14 protein-coding genes are annotated in these 16,309 nt (G+C 74.4%); 3 read left to right on the top strand and 11 right to left on the bottom strand.

Features of this window, described 5'->3' with window-relative positions; genetic code table 11:
* The first annotated feature begins 341 nt into the window (after nt 1-341).
* A complete protein-coding gene (locus tag AB852_RS22315; protein WP_073791439.1) occupies nt 342-2,015 on the top strand; it encodes a glycoside hydrolase family 13 protein in 1,674 nt (557 codons plus the stop codon).
* Between the two features lie 92 nt (nt 2,016-2,107).
* Here AB852_RS22315 and AB852_RS22310 read toward each other — a convergent pair whose 3' ends face one another.
* The 3 genes from AB852_RS22310 to AB852_RS22300 form a co-directional block, all read right to left on the bottom strand.
* Entirely contained in the window at nt 2,108-2,836 is a 729-nt protein-coding gene (locus tag AB852_RS22310; RefSeq protein ID WP_073791437.1) for a TetR/AcrR family transcriptional regulator, read from the bottom strand.
* Nucleotides 2,837-2,969: 133 nt separating this feature from the next.
* Nucleotides 2,970-4,034, bottom strand: a complete 1,065-nt coding sequence (locus AB852_RS22305) for a PDR/VanB family oxidoreductase (RefSeq protein WP_073791434.1) — start codon at nt 4,032-4,034, stop codon at nt 2,970-2,972.
* Complete coding sequence (locus AB852_RS22300) at nt 4,034-4,966, bottom strand: metal-dependent hydrolase (protein ID WP_073791432.1); 933 nt, start codon at nt 4,964-4,966, stop codon at nt 4,034-4,036. The genes AB852_RS22305 and AB852_RS22300 overlap by 1 nt, the downstream gene beginning before the upstream one ends.
* Nucleotides 4,967-5,167: 201 nt before the next feature.
* On the opposite strand from AB852_RS22300, the gene AB852_RS22295 reads away from it, so the two are divergent.
* The gene (locus AB852_RS22295) at nt 5,168-5,734 is read left to right on the top strand and encodes a hypothetical protein (protein WP_079184836.1); all 567 of its coding nucleotides are present in this window, start codon (nt 5,168-5,170) and stop codon (nt 5,732-5,734) included.
* An 87-nt stretch (nt 5,735-5,821) separates the two neighbouring features.
* Here AB852_RS22295 and AB852_RS22290 read toward each other — a convergent pair whose 3' ends face one another.
* Complete coding sequence (locus AB852_RS22290; RefSeq protein ID WP_073791429.1) at nt 5,822-7,765, bottom strand: hypothetical protein; 1,944 nt, start codon at nt 7,763-7,765, stop codon at nt 5,822-5,824.
* Between the two features lie 72 nt (nt 7,766-7,837).
* Complete coding sequence (locus AB852_RS22285; protein WP_079184835.1) at nt 7,838-8,422, bottom strand: tetratricopeptide repeat protein; 585 nt, start codon at nt 8,420-8,422, stop codon at nt 7,838-7,840.
* Between the two features lie 201 nt (nt 8,423-8,623).
* Here AB852_RS22285 and AB852_RS22280 point away from each other — a divergent pair, with 201 nt between their 5' ends.
* A complete protein-coding gene (locus AB852_RS22280; protein WP_245876869.1) occupies nt 8,624-9,127 on the top strand; it encodes a hypothetical protein in 504 nt (167 codons plus the stop codon).
* A gap of 78 nt (nt 9,128-9,205) precedes the next feature.
* On the opposite strand, the gene AB852_RS22275 is transcribed toward AB852_RS22280, so the two are convergent.
* From AB852_RS22275 to AB852_RS22250, 6 genes are all read right to left on the bottom strand, one after another.
* Nucleotides 9,206-10,726: a DUF1996 domain-containing protein gene (locus tag AB852_RS22275; RefSeq protein ID WP_073791426.1), complete on the bottom strand. Its 1,521-nt coding sequence runs from the start codon at nt 10,724-10,726 to the stop codon at nt 9,206-9,208.
* A 192-nt stretch (nt 10,727-10,918) separates the two neighbouring features.
* Nucleotides 10,919-11,935 (bottom strand): NAD-dependent epimerase/dehydratase family protein, encoded by a 1,017-nt coding sequence (locus tag AB852_RS22270; RefSeq protein ID WP_073791423.1) that lies wholly within the window; start codon nt 11,933-11,935, stop codon nt 10,919-10,921.
* 132 nt (nt 11,936-12,067) lie between these two features.
* A complete protein-coding gene (locus AB852_RS22265; protein WP_178391089.1) occupies nt 12,068-12,775 on the bottom strand; it encodes a winged helix-turn-helix domain-containing protein in 708 nt (235 codons plus the stop codon).
* A 335-nt stretch (nt 12,776-13,110) separates the two neighbouring features.
* Entirely contained in the window at nt 13,111-14,124 is a 1,014-nt protein-coding gene (locus AB852_RS39880) for a DUF6891 domain-containing protein (RefSeq protein WP_245876868.1), read from the bottom strand.
* A 183-nt stretch (nt 14,125-14,307) separates the two neighbouring features.
* Entirely contained in the window at nt 14,308-15,348 is a 1,041-nt protein-coding gene (gene glnII, locus AB852_RS22255) for a glutamine synthetase (RefSeq protein ID WP_073791420.1), read from the bottom strand.
* Nucleotides 15,349-15,477: 129 nt separating this feature from the next.
* Entirely contained in the window at nt 15,478-15,936 is a 459-nt protein-coding gene (locus AB852_RS22250) for a MarR family winged helix-turn-helix transcriptional regulator (protein ID WP_073791417.1), read from the bottom strand.
* Nucleotides 15,937-16,309: the final 373 nt, after the last annotated feature.

The following is a 16,309-nucleotide window of genomic DNA, read 5'->3' as shown; positions in this document are numbered from 1 at the left end:
ACGGGGCGGGCGGCAGTCGCCGCGCCCGGGACGGCAAGTCCTTGCGGGTCGGGCGGAGTTCCTTGCGGATTCTTTCTGCAAGCACTTTCGTGGGTATGTCCTCGGGGTGACGCGCGTGTGTCCGGCGATCCCGGCGGCCCGGTCGGCGGGGCTCCCCGCGGCCGGGGCGCCGACCGGTCCCGCGAGAGCCCCGACGAGCACCCACCTACGACGAGCCCTCGTCCCGACGGCTCCCCTCCACGGCCCGTACCCGCCCACGACGAGAACCCGGGTACGGGCGGACGCCCGCTCCCGGCACCGGCCGCCGGGCCGGAACCCCACCTGCGAGCAGTGAGGACACCATGAGCCAGCACACCGCAGACCAGCCGCGGACCGGTACGGCCGGGCCCGGCTGGTGGACGGAAGCGGTCATCTACCAGGTCTATCCCCGCAGTTTCGGCGACAGCGACGGCGACGGCATGGGCGACCTCGCGGGGGTGCGCGCCCGGCTGCCGTATCTGCGCGACCTCGGGGTCGACGCGGTGTGGCTGAGCCCCTTCTACGCCTCCCCGCAGGCCGACGCCGGGTACGACGTGGCCGACTACCGGGCCGTCGACCCCGTGTTCGGCACCCTCCAGGACGCGGACGAGCTGATCCGCGAGGCGCACGTCCAGGGGCTGCGGATCATCGTGGACCTGGTGCCCAACCACTCCTCCGACCGGCACGACTGGTTCGTCCGCGCCCTCGCGGACGGCCCCGGCTCACCGCTGCGCGAGCGCTACCACTTCCGGCCCGGACGCGGCCGGGACGGTGAGCTGCCGCCCAACGACTGGGAGTCCGTGTTCGGCGGCCCCGCGTGGACCCGTACGGAGAATCCCGACGGCACCCCCGGCGACTGGTATCTGCATCTCTTCGCCCCCGAGCAGCCCGACTTCGACTGGGAGCACCCGGCCGTCGCCGACGAGTTCCGCTCCATCCTGCGCTTCTGGCTGGACCGGGGCGTCGACGGCTTCCGGGTCGATGTCGCCCATGGGCTGGTCAAGGCGCCGGGCCTGCCCGACCTCGGCGCGGGGGCCGGACGGGTGGGGCTGCTGGACGACGGTGTCCGGCCGTTCTTCGACCAGGAGGGTGTGCACGCCGTGTACCGCACCTGGCGGGCGCTGATCGAGGAGTACCCGGGCGAGCGGATCTTCGTCGCGGAGGCATGGACCCCGACCGTGGAGCGCACCGCCCGCTACGTCCGTCCCGACGAGCTGCACCAGGCGTTCAACTTCCAGTACCTCACGACCCCGTGGGACGCGGTCGCGCTGCGGGAGGTCGTGGACCGGTCCCTCGACGCGATGCGGCCCGTCGGCGCCCCGGCCACCTGGGTGCTGTCCAACCACGACGTGACCCGGCACGCGACCCGCTTCGCCAACCCGCCCGGACTCGGCACCCAGCTCCGTACCGCCGGGCACCGCGCGCTCGGGCTGCGCCGGGCCCGCGCGGCGACCCTGCTGATGCTGGCGCTGCCCGGGTCCGCGTACGTCTACCAGGGCGAGGAACTGGGGCTGCCGGACGTGGTCGACCTGCCCGACGAGGTCCGCCAGGACCCGTCGTTCTTCCGGAGCGCCGGACAGGACGGCCTCCGTGACGGCTGCCGGGTGCCGATCCCCTGGACCACCGACGGCCCTTCCCACGGCTTCGGCCCGGCCGGTTCCTGGCTGCCGCAGCCGGGGGAGTGGGGCGCCCTGAGCGTCCAGGCGCAGACCGGGGTCACGGGCTCGACGCTGGAGCTGTACCGCGCGGCCCTCGCGGCCCGGCGTGCCCATCCGGCGCTCGGCGCGGGGGACCGGGTCGAGTGGCTGTCCGCCCCGGACGGTGTGCTGGCCTTCCGCCGGACGGCCGGGGACCGGGTGCTGACGTGCGCGGCCAACATCGGTGGCGCCGCCGTCCCGTACCCGGCCCCGGGCGAGGTGCTCCTGGCCAGCGCGGATCTCCCGGACCCGGGCACGCTGCCCCCCGACACCACGGTCTGGTGGTCGTCCGCGCATTGACGCCGGGCCGCCCGTCCTGGCTCCCGGGGCGGGCGGACCCTCGTCCGGGTGGCTGGCGGAACGATTCTCCAGACCGGGTGTCCGTCGGACCCTCAGGGAGCCGCGGGCGGGGTGAGCGCGACCAGGCGGCCCACCAGTTCACCGAACGGGCCGTCGGCGGGCTCGTCGGCGAGGATGCGCACCAGGATGCCCGCCATCTCCTCGTCGTACGCGGAGCTGACGGCGGTGAGCGCCGCGAAGTCGTGGACGAGCTGCAACTCCAGCTCACGGCGCGGGATCTGCCGCTTGTCCAGCCAGATCAGCGCCGTCGACTCCGCCAGCGAGATCCATGACCGGATCACCAGCTCCAGCCGGGGCGGCGGGTCCGCCACGTCCATATGCGTGAGGATCTGCTCGTACGCGGCCTGCCGCACCGAGTCGATGAGCGCGTTCGTCGCCGAGAGGGTGTTCACCGGCACCGACTCGCCCATCGAGACGGCCGGTCCGCCGCGCATCAGCGCGGAGAAACCGGGCCCGTGCTCGTCCACGAAGTCGAAGAAGCGGCGCATCACCCGCAGCAACCGGACCCCGAGCGACCCTTCGTGGGGCTCCTGGAACCGGGCCGCGAGATCCTCGGCGGCCCGGGTCAGCGCCGCCTCGTAGAGGCTCAGCTTGCCCGGGAAGTAGTGGTACACCAGCGGGCGGGATATGCCCGCGGCGGCGGCTATCTCGTCGATGGAGACCTCGTCGGGCGAACGGCGGCTGAACAGTTCGAGGGCGACCCCGATCAGCTGCTGCCGCCGTTCCTCGACACCCATCCTGCGGCGCACCCCGGTTGTCATGGGAACACCCTAGCGGCAGCCCCCGGGCCGCCCCGGCCCAGGTGACGCACCATGGCCGGACCCCGTACGTCCCCGTCGCACCCGCCGCCACAGAAGCCCTCCGGCGCCCCCGGCGCGCGGAGTTCCGCGCAGGTCACAGGTCCAGCGCGAGGCGACCGCCCCGGGCCCGGGAGACGCACAGCAGCATCGATCCGGCGCGTTCGGCGTCGGTGAGCAGGGTGTCCCGGTGGTCGACCCGGCCCTCCAGCACACGTTGCCGGCAGGTCCCGCAGAACCCCTGCTCGCAGGAGTACGGGGTGTCGGGGAGCACCGCGCGGACGGCCGCCAGCGCGGTGGAGTCCGCGGGGACCCGTACGGTCCGCCCGCTGCGCCGCAGCTCCACCTCGAACTCCGTGTCCTCGCCGCCGGGCTCGACGGACGCGGTGAACCGCTCACGGTGTGGCGCGCAGCCGGCGGGCAGCGCCCGCGCGACCGCGTCCATCAGCCCGGCCGGACCGCAGACCTGGACGGCGGTGCCCGGCGCGATGTCCCGGAACAGGGCTTCGAGCGGCGGCCGTCCGGGGCCGTCGGACACCGTGACCCGGCCCCGGCCCGCGTCCAGCCGCCCGATCTCGTCCAGGAACGGCATCGACGCCCGGCCGCGCCCCCGGTACAGCAGCCGCCAGGGGGTGCCCGCCGCGTCCAGCGCCCGCAGCATCGGCAGCAGCGGGGTGATCCCGATACCGCCCGCCACCAGGAGGTGTTCCGGGGCGTCGGCGAGCGGGAACCGGTTGCGCGGCCCGCGCACCTCCACCTCGCTGCCCGCGCGCAGCAGTTCATGCGCCTCGCGGGAACCGCCGCGCCCGTCGGCGACGAGCCGTACGGCGACGGTGTACGCGGTGCGGTCGGCGGGGTCCCCGCACAGCGAGTACGAGCGGACCCGCCCGGAAGGCAGCACCAGGTCCAGATGCGCGCCCGGCTCCCACCCGGGCAGCGCGGCCCCTTCGAGCCGCAGCAGCACCACCCCGTCCGCGATCCGCTCGTGCCGGGTGACCAGCAGCCGCAGCGCCCGGGAGCGGGGCCGCCCGGAGACCGGCTCCTCCAGCGCGGGCAGCGGCCACAGCGGCGAGGCCCCGATCCGGCGGCGCAGCGCGCGGCGGACCAGCAGCGCGGAGCCGGTGGCGGCGAGCGCGGCGAGCGGCAGCCGCGGGCCCGGCATCAGCCCGCGTCCTTTCCCACGGCCGCGTCGGCGGCGCGGGCGGCGGGGGAGGACGCGAGATAGGCGAGGGCCTGTGCGGTGCTGCACTCGTGCGAGGGGTGGTAGTCGCGGCGCAGATAGCCGGGCACCGAACGCAGCAGGGCCCCGGTGCCGGGCAGGAGACCCGCGCGCCCCCGGCGGTGGAAGTCCATGAGGGACGCCTTCGCGGTGCCGCCCGGACCGCGGTCCAGCGTCGGATCGTTGGCCAGGAAGAACCGTATGCCGCGCTGCCACAGGAACATCAGCGCCCCGAACGCCAGCGCCCAGGTGCGGGCCCGCCGCGCGTACGCCCCGTCGATGTGCGCGAACAGGTCGAAGGCGACCGACCGGTGCTCGACCTCCTCCGCGCCGTGCCAGCGCAGCAGGTCCAGCATGGTGGGGTCGGCGCCCGCCCGGTCGAGCGCGTCGGCGTTCAGCACCCAGTCGCCGAGGAACGCGGTGTAGTGCTCGATCGCCGCGATGAGCGCGACCCGCTCCCGCAGCCACCACCAGCGCGGACGGCCCGGCGGCAGGGTCCGGTCCCCGAGCAGCTTCTCGAACATCCAGTCCACCTGCGCGGTGTACGGGGTGGGGTCGAGCCCCTGCTCCCGCAGATGCGGCAGCACCTCGTCATGGGCCTGCGCGTGCATCGCCTCCTGCCCGATGAACCCGATGACGTCCGCCCGCAGCGCGTCGTCATGGATGTACGGCAGCACCTGTTTGTACACATGGACGAACCACCGCTCACCGGCGGGCAGCAGCAGATGCAGCACATTGACGGTATGGGTGGTGAACGGGTCCCCCGGAACCCAGTGCAGGGGGGTGTCCGCCCAGGAGAACGACACCCTGCGGGGCCTCGGCGGGGCGTGCCCGGACTCGACGGGCCCAGGGCGCCGGATCGGCTTGTTGGACATGGTGTCAATGTACTGACGGGTAAATGGGCGGCGCCAGACCCCCGGAGCCGGATTCTCGCCGGACCGCTCCGCACACCCCCGCCCCATGATGAAGTACTCCCTGTCCCAGGACAGTTGTTCCCGCACAGCGCGTTCCCGGACGCGTCCGACCCCTCACCCCCACGTTCACCCCACCCCCCCACACCCTGGAGTGCGCGAGCAGTGAGCACCTTCCAACTCCATCTGCGCCGGGCGGCGGCCGACGCCGTCGCCCGGTTCCCCGCCACGAGCGTCCCCGAGATATACGTCGTCTCCTTCCATGTCCGCCGCCTCGGGCGCGACCCCCGCCGCCCCTGCCTCACCATCGGCTGGAACACCGAGAGCAGGTACCGCGCCGAACTCGCCCGCCGCGGCCCCGAGGAGGCCCGCTGGAACCACGCCCACTGGCTCCAGGACGGCTTCGAGCGCTTCGGCAACACCCCCGACGACCCGGTCGGCGGCGCCCTGTTCGTCGACGAGGCGAAACGCCTCGGGCACTGGTACGAGGACGGTGAGGACATCACCGACGACGAGAAGGACGACTGCGCGGAGGAACTCTGCGGACAGTTCGCCACCGTGTGCGTCGATGTCGCCCGCCACCTCCACACCTCGGGCCTGCTGGCCGGGGTGCTGGGCCGCCCCGTCCCCGTCGCCCTCTACGACCCCGACCTGCCCGGCTGGGACATCGAGGCCACCCGCGCCGCCAACCCCCCGGCCCTGGCCGCCCCCTACCTCGACTCCGCCCCCTGAGCCGAGACCCGGCCGACAGCGTGAGGCGGGTGGGGAGCCCTCCGGCTCCCCACCCGCCTCATCCGTCCCGCCCTGCCGCTGCCCAGGTCAGTGCAGCGCGTCGATCTTCGTACCGTCCTCGCCCCGCCCGGTCAGCGCGGCCTGCGCACCCTCCTGGGCGGGGACCGCCAGCACGTTCCCCGGCGCCTGCCCGGTCACATCGCCGCGCGCCGACAGCTCCGTCACACCCTTGCTCCCGGCGGCCACCAGGTACCAGGACCCGGCCGTCGACTTCCACAGCACCCCGGCCAGCACCCGCGCCTGCCGCGGGGAACACGCGGGCGAGTCCACGGACTGCGCCGCCACCGCCGCGACAGGCTTGCCCGGCGCCAGCACCTGCGCCAGCACCCGGCTCCCGCCGCCCCGCCAGGTGTCGGCCCGGGTGCACAGCCACGACGCCTGGCCGTTGCCCTCCGGCAGCGGCTGGCTCGCGTACGTCCAGGAGTTCACCGTACGCACCCCCTGCCCCCGCACCGCCGCCAGCGAACACGCCGCGGGCGCCCACCCGGCCAGCGCCTCGGCACCCGCCGCGTCCCGCGCCGCCCCCGGCCGCCCCGACGTCAGCCGGGCCGGCGTCAGCTCACCCAGATCGCTCATCAGCCGCTTCGGCCCGCCACCGGACACCTGGAGGACGTTCCACGAGGAGCACATCCCCGTCTTCGGGTCCGGCTGCCCGGGACCGGCCATCGGGTCCGTCACCCCGTCCGCCGACCGCCGCAACGCCACCGGTCCGGTACCGGGCGCCCGCAGATCCCGCACCGACGTACCGCTCACCCAGGGCGCCGTCAGATACCGCACATTGCCGTCCGTGCGGCCGAGCACCAGCGCCACCGCCTCGGCCGCGCCCGCGCCGTCCACCCGGGCGAAGTCGAGCGCCGCCCCCTCCGAGCCCTCCACCGGCTCCGCGTACCGCACGATCCGCAGCCCGTCGTGCAGCAGCACCACCCGCGCGCCGTCCACCTCACCCGCGTACAGCAACTGCGCCGGACCGGGCGCCGCGCCCGACGCGGTACCCGGGGTCGCCGACACCCGCACCGACGTACCCGGCCGCGCCCACACCGCAAGCGCCCGCCGCAGCAGCGCCCGGTCACCGGTCAGCGCGCCCCGGGCGGGCCACACCGAGAAGTCCGTGCGCGGCGAGGTGCGCCACGCGGCGGACCCCGCCTCGGTGAGCAGCGCCGGGTCCAGCGCCGCCTCACCCGCCGGGTTCTTCGCGTACGGAGGCGCCGCCGCGCCGTCCGGGCCCCAGCCCTCGCCGGGCATCCCGAGGAGCGCGCCGCACACCACGGTCGCCGCCGCGGCCACCGCCGCCGCCCGCAGATGCTGCCGCCTGCGCACCAGGTCCGTGGGCCGCGCCTGGAGCACACACGGATCGAACTCCGGCGCCTCCAGCAGCGCGTACCGCCGCGCCACCTCGTCCGCCTCGTCCAGCGCGTCGTCCGGGTCCTCCGCGCCCGCCGCCGACAGCAGGTCCCGGACCTCGTCGTCCGTCAGCCCCTCCAGACCCCGCAGCACGTACGCGGCCCGGCCCGGCGCGGTCAGCGCCGAAAGGTCCTGGTCCAGCGCGAGTTCGTCGGCGCCACCGGAACGGGGGAACAGCCGCAGCCCCCACACCTGCGGCAGCCCGGGCCACAGCCGCGCCCGCTTCGGCAGCGCGAACCGCTTCAGCGGCAGATCCGCCTCCAGCGCCGCCCGCAGCACCCGCAGCCGTACGAACGCGTACCCCGGATCGGCGCCCCGGGCGTCACCGGAACGCCGGGCGGCCACCACCCCCGCCGTACCGCTCCCGCCCCGGCCCCGGGGCAGGCCGCGCTGCACCAGCGCGTGGGCCGTCAGCACCCGGCGGTGCCGGCCGAGACGCGGCGGCAGCACCAGATAGGCGAGGCGGGCGAGCCGGGGATAGTGCTCGACGAGCGCGGCTTCGGCCCGCTCCACGTCGGCGGCCGGTCCGGCCGGGCGGTCGGGGCGGGTGACGACATCCTGTGACTGCACGACCAGCGCAACGAACGAGACGGGGGATGGTCACCCGCCCGCCACGGACGGGGGACCGCCCCGCCGCCGGGATCAGGAAGCGGCCGGAGCGTTCAGCCCGCGCGCGTAGTGCCGCAACGACCGCTGATAACGCGGCAGATGCGGGGCGAGCGCGCCGAGCGCCAGCGCCAGCGCCTCGCGCTCCCGGCCCGTGTCGGCGAGACACAGCCCGAGGAACGCCCGCACCGCGTCGTCCAACTCGTCCGACTCGGCGTCCAGTTCCGGGGAGAGCAGGGCGACACCCTCCTCGGGGCGGCCCAGGTTCCGCAGCGAACTCGCGAGCTGGATCTTGGCACGGCGGCGCCGGACACCCTCCACCCCGCGCTCCAGCGCCAGCCGGTACAGCGGCACCGCCCGGTCGGGACGACCCGTCGAGTCGAACGCCCCGGCCCGCTCGAACGCCGCCACCGCGCTGTCCGGCGGGAGTTCGGCGGCCAGCGCGTCGATCAGCGCCCGGAACTGCGGCGCGGGCAGCGCGTCCAGCCGCGACCAGGCGGCGGCCAGCCGCTGCTCCCAGGCGAGACCGGGCTCCTGGTCCGCCGTGCTCCGCCGCACGGTCCCCGTGGCCGCGCCGACGCCGTCCGCGGTGCCGCGGCCCGCGCTCCCGTTCCCGCTCATCGGTCCCCTTCCCTGGTCCACCAGGTCACCTTCGCACACCCGTACCCCGGGGACGTCCGGATTCGGCCCATGATCGTCGAGGCCCTTCCCACATCGGCGGGAGGTGTGTTGAGCACACGGGCGACGCGGTCCGTATCGGAGGTCGGACCCCCGGCCGGGACCGGCCAGGACCGGCGAGCGGTGGGCGGAGAGGCGGGCACGATGAGGCGGCCGACGCGGGACCCGGGGAACGGACGCGGCGGGGACGGTGGCGGGACGGCCGACCGGCCCCGGTGGCGGGCCCGGTCCGCCGCCGTGAGCGCGGTGGCCCTGCTCGCCGCGCTGACCGGCTGCGGCGACGACGGCCCCGGCATCCCCCGGACGGCCACCGGCACCCTGGAGGAGCTCGCCGCCGAGGTGGGCTGCGCGCCCGAGACCCGCGCCGCGACCGACGAACTGCGCCAGGCCGACTGCCGCACCGGCGACGGCCGGTTCGTCCTCGCGACCTTCACCACCGACCGGGGCCAGCGGGAGTGGCTGAACGGCGCCAAGGACTACGGCGGCACCTATCTGGTGGGCCGCCGCTGGGTCGCCGTCGCGGGGCCGGACATGGTCGGCGCGCTGCGCGCCGAACTGGGCGGCGACGTGGAGCGCTCCGCCCACGGCACGGACCCGCAGCACCCGGACCCCGGTGGCACCTGGGCTCCCGGGCACGGCGGGCATTAGACGGGGGCCGGGGGGAAGCCGGTTCGTGCGGCGGGTGGCCGGGGGGCCATCCGCCGTACGGACGGTTCGGCGGACGGCTCAGGAGCAGCGCCGGCCGCGGTTGACGCAGTCCGTCAGCCGGTTCATCAGCCGGTTGTCGAAGACGTTGATGAAGTCCCCGTGGTCGGTCACCGGCTTGTGGAGCTGCTCGGGGAACGAGTCCACGGCGAAGTTCCGCCGCGGCGGGACGTCGTAGACGACGCGCTGGACGAGCTGCGGGATCGCCTTGAAGCCGGACGGGCAGGCGCCCGAGCGCGGATCGGTGAACGCGACATGCGTCCGGTGGTTCGCGCTGTCCGTGTTGCGGCCGTCCCAGCAGCTCTGGAAGCGGAACGTCCGGACGACCTGGCTGCCCTGCGGGCACAGCGGATACTTGTCCCTGAGCTGGCGGTTCTCGAAGCCCGTGCAACTCCAGGAGGCGTTGGCGTTCGCCGTGCCGTTGGTGAGGGCCTTGGCGTCGCCCGTGATGATCCGCAGGAAGCGCGGCATCGCGACGACCCGTGAGCGCGGGTTGCCCTCGAAGCGCAGGGTCACCTCGCTCGGCGTCCGGATCCGGCCGACGTTGCGGTCCCGGCCGCCGCCGTCCGCGTCCGCGTCCGCCTCGGCCCGCCCGTTCTGCACCCGCAGCACGGGCCAGAAGTACGACGACCTGTCGCCCTGGTCGCGGCAGCTGGTGCGACCGGCCGCGAGCGTCCGGTCATCGGCGAAGGCGTTGTTGGCCTGGTTGCCGACATAGTCGTGCATATGGTGGGCGCCGTTGCTCACCCCCGGTGCCACGATCACATTGTCCGGATTGAACAACCGGTTCCGGTTGGTGCCGCAGCTCGTGGAGAACGTGCCCCGGGACGCGCCGCGCCCGGACCGGGGCACCTGGACGTTCGGCCGGACGGACCGGATGTCTGCGAAGTCGGCGGCCACGGGCCCGTTGCCCGCCTGCCCGTTGCCGCCGCCCTGTCCGCCGCCGTTTCCCTCGCCCTGGCCGCCGTTCTGCCCACCGCCGGACCGTCCGCCGCGCTGGCCGCTGTCGCGCTCCCGGTCACCGCCCTCGCGCTCGCCCTCACCGCCGCCGTCGCCGTCCGCGGTGGTCCGGTCGCCCTCGGGGGTGCGGCCCGTGCAGGCGGCCAGTGAGTCGAAGCGCCGAGGCGGGGTGCCGCCGTTGCCACGGATACGGGCCTGGATGCGTTCGAGGGCCGCGGCCCGGTCGTTCCCGAGCGGGGTGAGGATGCTGTCCCGTACGAAGCCCGGATCGCGTGCGGCGTCGTCCCGGGAGTCGGCGAGCCGCCGGTAGGACTCGGTGATCTGGCTGTCGAGGGCGGCGAGTTCACCGTCCACCCCGGCGCGGGCCCCGTCCGGTACGTCGGTGAGTTCGTTGCCCACGTCGGGGCAGTCGATGGTCGCGACCAGTTGCCGGAGCTCGCCCCCGTCCCGGGGGACGGTCCCCGACGCCGAGGCGTAGACATTGGCCACGACCAGTCCGCCCGCGCCCATGACCAGCGCGGCAGCCGCCGCCATGGCCCGCTGGGCCTTCGTCGTCCGGCGTTTGCGTGATGTGTGTCCCATGGAACTCCTCTGCTTCCTTGCCGCGCCGTGGTCGTTCGGCAGGGGTGAAGCGGCTCCGTTCCATACGGGGGTGCCGGTACGGATGTTCAGGCCCGGGGGGTGATTCGTAGGAGTCTCCGGGAGCGTTTCGCCCTCAACCGCCGCACAGGGCACGGCCGAGGGCGAACGCCACGGGTGACGCGTGGTCGCAGGTCAGCCGGTCGGTCCGGCCGTGCCCGGCGTACCGGCCAGGACCAGGGCCTCCCGGTCCGGGTCCAGGCCCAGCCGGGGGCGGTCGGGACGCTGCGGGGCCCGGCCGTCCAGGGCGCTCAGCCAGGCCCAGGTGTCCGCCACCGTCTCGGCCACCGGCCGGCAGACCAGCCCCGCGCCGAGGGCGCGGGACACATCGATACGGTGCACCCCTTCGTGCTCCTCCGAGCCGGGCGGGGTCCAGATCGGCAGCTCCGTCCAGGGCGAGATCCCCGCGTCGAGGATCGCCCGCGGATCGGTCCAGCGGAACCGGGCGGCGGAGCCGGTGGCCTCGGCACAGGCGTCCAGCAGCTCGCCCATCGTGGTGTGACCCTGCGGACCCACCGTGTTGTACGGGCCGGTCAACCCGGCGGCGATCGCGTCGAGCGCCCAGGCGGCCAGGTCACGTGCGTCGATGTACTGAAGCCGGAGGTCCCGCGGCCCCGGGGCGAGGACATCGCCGCCCCGGGCGACCCGGCTCAGCCACCAGGGCAGCCGGCCGATGTTCTCGTACGGGCCGAGGATCAGCCCCGCGCGCAGCAGCAGGCTCCGGTCCGCGCCGAACCCGTCCCGCAGGGCGAGTTCGGCGCCGCGCTTGTCCTGGGCGTAGTCGGTCGCCGCCGCGTCGGGCGAGCCGTCCACCACGGGATGGGACTCGTCATGGTCCGGGCCCGGCGGCCAGGTGTACACCGACGCGCTGGAGATGTACGTGTAGTGGGCGGCCCGGCCGGTCAGCAGCCGCGCGCTGTCCCGTACGGCGGTCGGTGCGGCGGACCAGGTGTCGACGACGGCGTCCCAGGTGCCGTCCGCCAGTGCGGCCAGTCCGTCGGGAGCGGTCCGGTCGCCGATGAGGGAGGTGACCCCGTCCGGGGCGCGGTGCCGGCCCCGGTGGAGGACGGTCACCTCTTCTCCCCGGCGGACCGCCTCCTCCGCGATGGCCCGTCCCACGAATTCGGTGCCGCCCAGAATCAGTAGTTTCATGGGTCGACTGTGCAAGGACCGGTTCCGGAACGGAATGGCGTTCCGCGCAGGGAGAAACGATTCAGCTGGTGGCGGACGCCCGCGGCCGGGCGAGGGACCCCGAACGCGCGGGCGTATACGGGCGGTTGGGGATCAGCCGGTCGGGGGCGCGTACTTGTAGCCGACCCGGCGGACCGTCTGGATCGCCTGACGGTGCTCCGTGCCGAGCTTGCGCCGCAGCCGGGCGATATGGACGTCCACGGTGCGCCCGTCACCGACATGCCCGTAGCCCCACACCGTGGTGACGAGCTGGTCGCGGGTGTGCACCCGGTGCGGATGCGCCACGAGATGCGCCAGCAGCTCGAACTCCAGGTACGTCAGGTCGAGATCACGGCCCCGCACCCGGGCGGTCCGCCGTACCGCGTCCACCTGGACGAGGGTGTCCCCGTCGAGCGGACCGGAGCGGGCCGGGCCGTCCTCGTCGTCCTCCACGGACGGGACGGGCAGCAGCCGCTGCTGATCGGCGGGCACCAGGACGAGGTACCCGATCATCGGCGGCTGGCCGGGCAGGGTGGGCAGGGCGTGCTGGGGCGCGGGCAGCCAGGTGGCGCCCGGCGGGAGGAAGTCCGTCACATCGACGACCTCGTCCCGGTCCACGGCGCGCAGCCCGCGCCGCGCGGCCGGCCCGGCGGTCCCGGGCCGGGGGGCGGGGCCGCCGAGGGGCTTGCCGTAGGACGCGGGGGCCGTGGCCGCGGCGGACGGGCCGGGGGCGCCGGAGGAGTACGCGGTGGCGGCCGGATAGGGGCCGCCCGGATAGGAGGGGGACGAGGGGTTCGCCGGGAAGGAACGGGTGTTCGCCATGAGGGGTCAGCTCTTTCGCGCGAGATGTCGTCGTGGGAGTTCGAGGACGGTGAGCGCGTGGCTCAGGTCGTCGAGGACGTACGTCGTGCGCGCTGGCCGAAGGCCGGGTGAACGGCTTTAGAGGGCCCGCGCGTTCCGTGCGCGGCGACACACCCGATCGAAGTCGTGGTGCTGTCGGGACGGCCAGAAGGGCTCCAGGGTGTACACGTCGGGTTGTCCCGTCGTCGCGTTCCGGTAGCTGGCCATGCCGCCATTGAACCAGACCCATGGGTCCGGCAGGAGTCTCCTCTCACGGGTCGGACGCCTCCTTGGCGCGATTTTGTCGCTCCCAACCCTCAACCCACCAGGCGTTTACGCCAATCCAGGGGGCTGACCACAAGGGCGGTCCCCGCAGACCCGTCCCACTGGGTGGACAGCCCGGCGGCCGACAGCGCGGCGACCACCTCATGGCCCACCGCGGCCGCCGTCGCCGCGCTGCCGTCGAACCCGCCGTACAGCAGGAACAGCCCGCCGCCCGCCGCGGCGGCCTCCGTCTGCTGCTCATGGAAGAAGACGAACCCCCGCGCGCCGTCCGCCGCTTCGGCCCCGATCTCGGCCAGTCCGCAGCCGCGGCAGCACGTGAAGTCCTCCCGGGCGGTGATCCCCGCGCCCTCCAGCGCCGCGAACGCGCGGGTCAGCCGCTCCGGATCGGTGGTCCCCGTCCAGCGCGCCGATTCCGCGACCCGCTCCAGCCACAGCCCGTCCACCAGGACACGGGCCTGCTCGGGGGAGACCGGGCGGTCGTCCTGCGCCGGACCCGCCCGCTCCGCCTCCTCGGAACCCACCAGCCACTCCTCGGCGGCCTCCGCCAGACCCTCCCGGTCGAGATAGCCGCAGCGCAGGAGCTCGCGTATCCGCTCCTCGACCGGCTCGCGCAGCTCGTCGGGGAGCGGGGGCACCTCCTCGGGCGGGTCCACGTCCACCGGTTTCCAGCGCAGGTCCCGGCCCCAGTCCTCGTCACCGCGCGCCCAGCCGAGGACCGCCTCCGCCACCTGCTCAACGCCCTGCGGGGCGATGACCGTACCGAAGAAACGGGAACGGCTCTCGCGGTGCTCCAGGCGGTACTCCCGGCCGGTGACGTGCCACACCTGGACGAACACATCGGGGAGGTCGGGCACCCGCTGGACGACCAGGAAGTGGTCGTCCTGCCCACCGATCCGCCCGACCAGCTCGCGCAGCTGCCCGGGCGACGGCGCCAGAGTCACCGAACCGTCCTCCGACTCGACCTTGACGGGCAGTCCCGCCGCGCCGCCGTCCTCGAACGTCCCGTCCGGCCGTTGCCTGGCCCCGGTCCAGCTTCCGTTCCCCATCGTCTCCCCCTGCCGCGCCCGGCCGCCCGGACCCTGGATCGTCCGCCGCGCACCGTCCGCACGGCCGGGCCGGGGCAGCGCCCGACCCGGGTTCCACCCTCGCACGCGCCACTGACAACGCGGCGGCGCCCGTGGGCCACCCACCGGTCGAGGTGGATGCCCCACGGGCTCCGCGGCCGGGGCTCAGACCTGGCCGGCCTTCTCCAGCGCGGCACAGCAGGTGTCCACCATCAGCCGTGTCACCACGTACGGGTCGACGTTGGCGTTCGGGCGGCGGTCCTCGATGTAGCCCTCGCCGTCCTTCTCGACCTGCCACGGGATACGGACCGAGGCGCCGCGGTCCGAGACCCCGTAGGAGTACTCGTTCCAGGGGGCCGTCTCGTGCAGTCCGGTCAGCCGGTCGTCGATGCCCGCGCCGTAGTTCTTGACATGGTCCATCGGCTTGGAACCCTCGCCCAGCGACTCGCAGGCCGTGATGATCGCGTCGTACGCGCCCGCGCCCCCGCGCATGGCACGGGTGGAGAAGTTGGTGTGCGCGCCCGCGCCGTTCCAGTCGCCCTTCACCGGCTTCGGGTCCAGGGTCGCCGACACCTCGTGGTCCTCGGCCGTGCGGTACAGCAGCCAGCGGGCCACCCACAGCTGGTCGGACACCTCCAGCGGGGCCAGCGGGCCGACCTGGAACTCCCACTGACCGGGCATGACCTCGGCGTTGATGCCGGAGATCCCGAGGCCCGCCGTGAGGCAGTTCTCCAGATGCGCCTCGACGACGGGACGGCCGTGGATCTCGTCGGCGCCGACGCCGCAGTAGTAGCCGCCCTGCGGCGCGGGGAACCCGCCGACGGGGAAGCCGAGCGGACGCTCACCGGCGAAGAACGTGTACTCCTGCTCGATGCCGAAGACCGGCTCCTGACCGGCGAAACGCTCCTCGACCTCGGCGAGCAGCGCGCGCGTGTTGGACGAGTGCGGGGTCATGTCCGTGTTCAGCACCTCGCACAGCACCAGGATGTCGTCCCCGCCGCGGATCGGGTCCGGGCAGACGAAGACCGGCCGCAGGACCCGGTCCGACGCGTGCCCCTCGGCCTGGTTGGTGCTGGACCCGTCGAACCCCCACAGCGGCAGCTCCGCGAGACCCGCGGCGGCGCCGGGCAGGATCTTCGTCTTCGAGCGGAGCTTCGCGGTCGGCTCGGTACCGTCGATCCAGATGTACTCAGCCTTGAACGTCACGGGACACATCCTTAGGGGCGTCTGCGCACCGGCGGTGCGGTGGTGCTGCTACGACAGTGTCAAGGCACGGTTTCCCGGTGATTGCCCGTCGATGAACCCCGTGTTACCCGTCGCTCACCCGCGCGGGGGTCAGGTGCGCTGCCGCACGGCCGCGCGGACGTCCTCCAGGAACTCGCGGAGCGCGGCGAGCTGGTGCTCGTCGTACCCCTTCAGCAGTATCGCGGACCGCTCGGCCAGCGGCTCGTGGACGGATCTGCCGAACGGCACGGAGGTCTCCTCCAGGACGACCAGGACCCGGCGGCGGTCGTGCGCGTCGGGGACCCGGCGGACATGTCCGAGCCGCTCCAGCCGGTCGACCAGCGCGGTCGTCCCGGCCGAGTTCAGCCCGAGCCGGGCGCCGAGCCGTCCGGCGGTCAGCGGGGCGCCCGTGTCGCGGGCGTCGAGCAGACAGGACAGGGCGCGGATGTCGGTGGGGTGCGTGCCGTGGCGCGCGGCGAACCGTGCGGCCAGCGCGCCGAGTCCGTCCGCCACCTCGCGCAGCAGCCGGACGATCTCCTGTCCGGTGTCGTCGTGCCCGTCTCGCTCCATACCGTCCTCCGTCGTCCGGTCGTGTCGCACGGCGGGCCCGCCCCTCCCGCCTCCCGGTCCGCCGGGCCGGTGTGGTGACAGGTACGCACCAAACTCCCCCCCGACTCAACGCCCCGCCTTCGCTTGCGCTTCCGAGGTCCCCTGTGCTGGGCGCACCTGTCCCTGTGCGGGGCGTTCGTGGGTGCGCAGTTCCCCGCAGGTCGCCTTCGCTCGCGCTTCCGAGGTCTGCCCGGCTGGGCGCACTTGTTCCTGTGCCGTCGCTCGTCGGGTGCGCAGTTCCCCGCAGGTCGCCTTCGCTTGCGCTTCCGAGGTCTGCCCGGCTGGGCGCACTTGTTCCTGTGCCGTCGCTCGTCGGGTGCGCAGTTCCCCGCGC

The organism is Streptomyces uncialis (assembly GCF_001905345.1).
Taxonomy (GTDB): domain Bacteria; phylum Actinomycetota; class Actinomycetes; order Streptomycetales; family Streptomycetaceae; genus Streptomyces; species Streptomyces uncialis.
The sequence above is the reverse complement of the archived record's forward strand: the minus strand, read 5'-3'. Positions and strand labels throughout refer to the sequence as shown.